Origin of the sequence: uncultured Boseongicola sp., from assembly GCF_937988555.1 — a bacterium.
Taxonomy (GTDB): domain Bacteria; phylum Pseudomonadota; class Alphaproteobacteria; order Rhodobacterales; family Rhodobacteraceae; genus Boseongicola.
Genome location: NZ_CALJXO010000132.1, coordinates 1 through 2530, shown reverse-complemented (window position 1 = coordinate 2530; position 2530 = coordinate 1). Strand labels below are relative to the sequence as shown.

The following is a 2530-nucleotide window of genomic DNA, read 5'->3' as shown; positions in this document are numbered from 1 at the left end:
GTAGCGGATACTGTACCACCTGGCTTAGTAACCCGCACCAATTCGCGGACTGCTTTCTCCGCATCAGGGACGAACATCAGAACCAACTGCGACATAACCTGATCAAACGAATGATCGTCAAATTGTAAATCTGTCAGGTCGCCCTGCGAAAATGACGCACGTAGATTTGATATCGTGGCATTTGCGTGAGCCGCATACGCTGCCGATATATCGACGCCAATGACCTCAACCAACTGTGTGCGCTGAAGAACTTCGGTGCTGAGCGCACCGGTGCCACAGCCGGCATCCAATAACTGACCGCTGTCTGCCAATCCCACAAAATCAATAAATTTTGGAGCTAGCACACGAGCAAAACGGCCCATTTGCAGTTCATAACCATCTCCGGTAGCCGAAGAAAATGTAGACGAGGCCGCTTTCACTTCAACTCCTGTTTGGCCGACATTCCTCATTTAGAAAATCTCTGGTCAGGCTAGGAGAATAATTACCAGGCCTCAAGCCGATTTAAATTGGAAATCGTGATCGAAACAATTTTTAAGCTTCGGATAATCACGCTACTCTGACATGTTATCATGAATGTGGCTATCATCGCTAACGCATGTTGAGCCTGCGCAGCTCACGCTACAAAGCAGGCCTTGAGATGTGAATGATGATGATGCCCAATGTCCGAGAAGCGGAGAGGGTGTGTGAAAAGTCCCTCTGATTTCTAATCGTGTTATAGTTCTCGAAGATTAAATCGGGGGGTTTTGATGACACGATTTATCGAGGGTACAGCGCGAGATCAGGCGCTTCTGCTTCCTGAATGTCTGGACGATTATGTTGATAAGGATAATCCGGTTCGGGTTGTCGACGCGTTTGTCGAGATGCTCGATCTGGCTGCTTTGGGGTTTTGCGTTGAACCGGATGTCATGGGCCGTCCGGGTTATCACCCCGGCGTGATGCTGCGGATTTACCTTTATGGGTATTTGAACCAGGTCCAGTCATCGCGACGATTGGAGCGTGAGTGTGGGCGCAATCTGGAACTGATCTGGCTGACCGGACGGTTGAAGCCGGACTTCAAAACGATTGCTGATTTCCGGAAGGACAACGGCCCAGCCATTCGCAAGGTGTGCCAGCAATTTGTGGCACTGTGCCGGGATATCAAGCTGCTGAACAGTGACATCGTTGCCATTGATGGCAGTCGGTTCAAGGCGGTCAACGCCAAGGCGAAGAACTATACACGTGGCAAGCTGAAGCAGAAGCTGGGCGAGATCGACAAGGCAATCGGGCTCTACCTGCAGGATCTGGATCGGGCCGATGAGGCCCTTGCCAAGACCGGTTCCACTGTGCCCACTTCCCAGATTGTGCGTACCAGCAGGAAGCTAGCCCACCTGCAAGAGGAGAAGCAGCGGTATAAATCAGTTGAACAGCGCATGGATGAGACGGGAGAAACGCAGGTCTCGCTGAGCGATCCGGATGCGAAGTCCATGGCGACAACGGCACGCATGCCGAGGGTTGTAGGCTACAATGTCCAGACCGTGGTGGAGGCCAAGCATCATCTCATCGTCGCCCATGAAGTAACCACCCTTGGCTATGACCGCGATGCCCTGTCCAGGATGGCAACAGCCGCCCTTGATATCATGGAGGCAGATGAGATCGAGGCGATTGCAGACAAGGGCTACTTCAAGAGCGAGGAGATCCTGGCCTGCGAAGAAGCGGGTATCACCCCCACCGTCTCCAAGCCACTGACGTCAGGCTCAAGCGCCAAGGGCCGATTTGATCGGGCCGACTTTGTCTATGACGCGGACAAGGACGTTTATGTCTGCCCGGCAGGAGAACACCTGATCTACCGCTTCACCAACAAGGAAGCAGGCAAGACCTTGCGTTCCTACTGGTCGAGCCTTTGTGGCGGCTGTGTCATCAAAGACAAATGCACTGGCAGCAAAGAGCGGCGCATTCGTCGCTGGGAGCATGAAGATGTTCTCGACCGCATGCAGCAACGCATTGATGATGATCCGTCCAAACTGGCGCTTCGTTCCATGACGGTTGAGCATCCTTTCGGCACGATCAAAACCTGGATGGGAAACACCCACTTCAAGATGCGGCGGCTCAAAAACGTTGCCACCGAAATGGCGCTCCACGTTCTCGCCTACAACATGACGCGGGTGATGAACATCATCGGCATCCCCGCACTCATCCAAGCAATGAGGGCATAGTCGGCCTCTAATAAGCCTTGAAACCGGTCAAATGGCCACAAATCGCCACCAAGAGGCTCAACCAGCCGGAAATATAGCCGACAAAGGTCAAAACAGAAAAAACGGCCCGCAAAAGCAATAACGCCTACTGGCGAGTTGTCTCAACCGACTTTCCACACACCCTCTCCGCATCTCGGCCATTCGCCTGTGAATTTCCTCTGATAATTTGGATGTCTGCTTTGTACTGAGTTCAGATTGTCGCTTGCTTCTGATTACTAGCCACATAACGCCCCGCAACAGCGACAAAATTGCAAGCGTAGCGCAGCAAATTTGTCGGACTGCATGCGATTGTTAGTCAT

The 2530-nt window shown here is 52.5% G+C and carries 2 protein-coding genes; one reads left to right on the top strand and one right to left on the bottom strand.

The window, feature by feature from the left end:
* Nucleotides 1-449: class I SAM-dependent methyltransferase (locus Q1B15_RS07200; protein ID WP_299752253.1), on the bottom strand; the 449-nt coding region annotated here is incomplete at its 3' end.
* 297 nt (nucleotides 450-746) lie between these two features.
* Here Q1B15_RS07200 and Q1B15_RS07195 point away from each other — a divergent pair.
* Nucleotides 747-2192, top strand: a complete 1446-nt coding sequence (locus Q1B15_RS07195; protein WP_299752250.1) for an IS1182 family transposase — start codon at nucleotides 747-749, stop codon at nucleotides 2190-2192.
* Nucleotides 2193-2530: the final 338 nt, after the last annotated feature.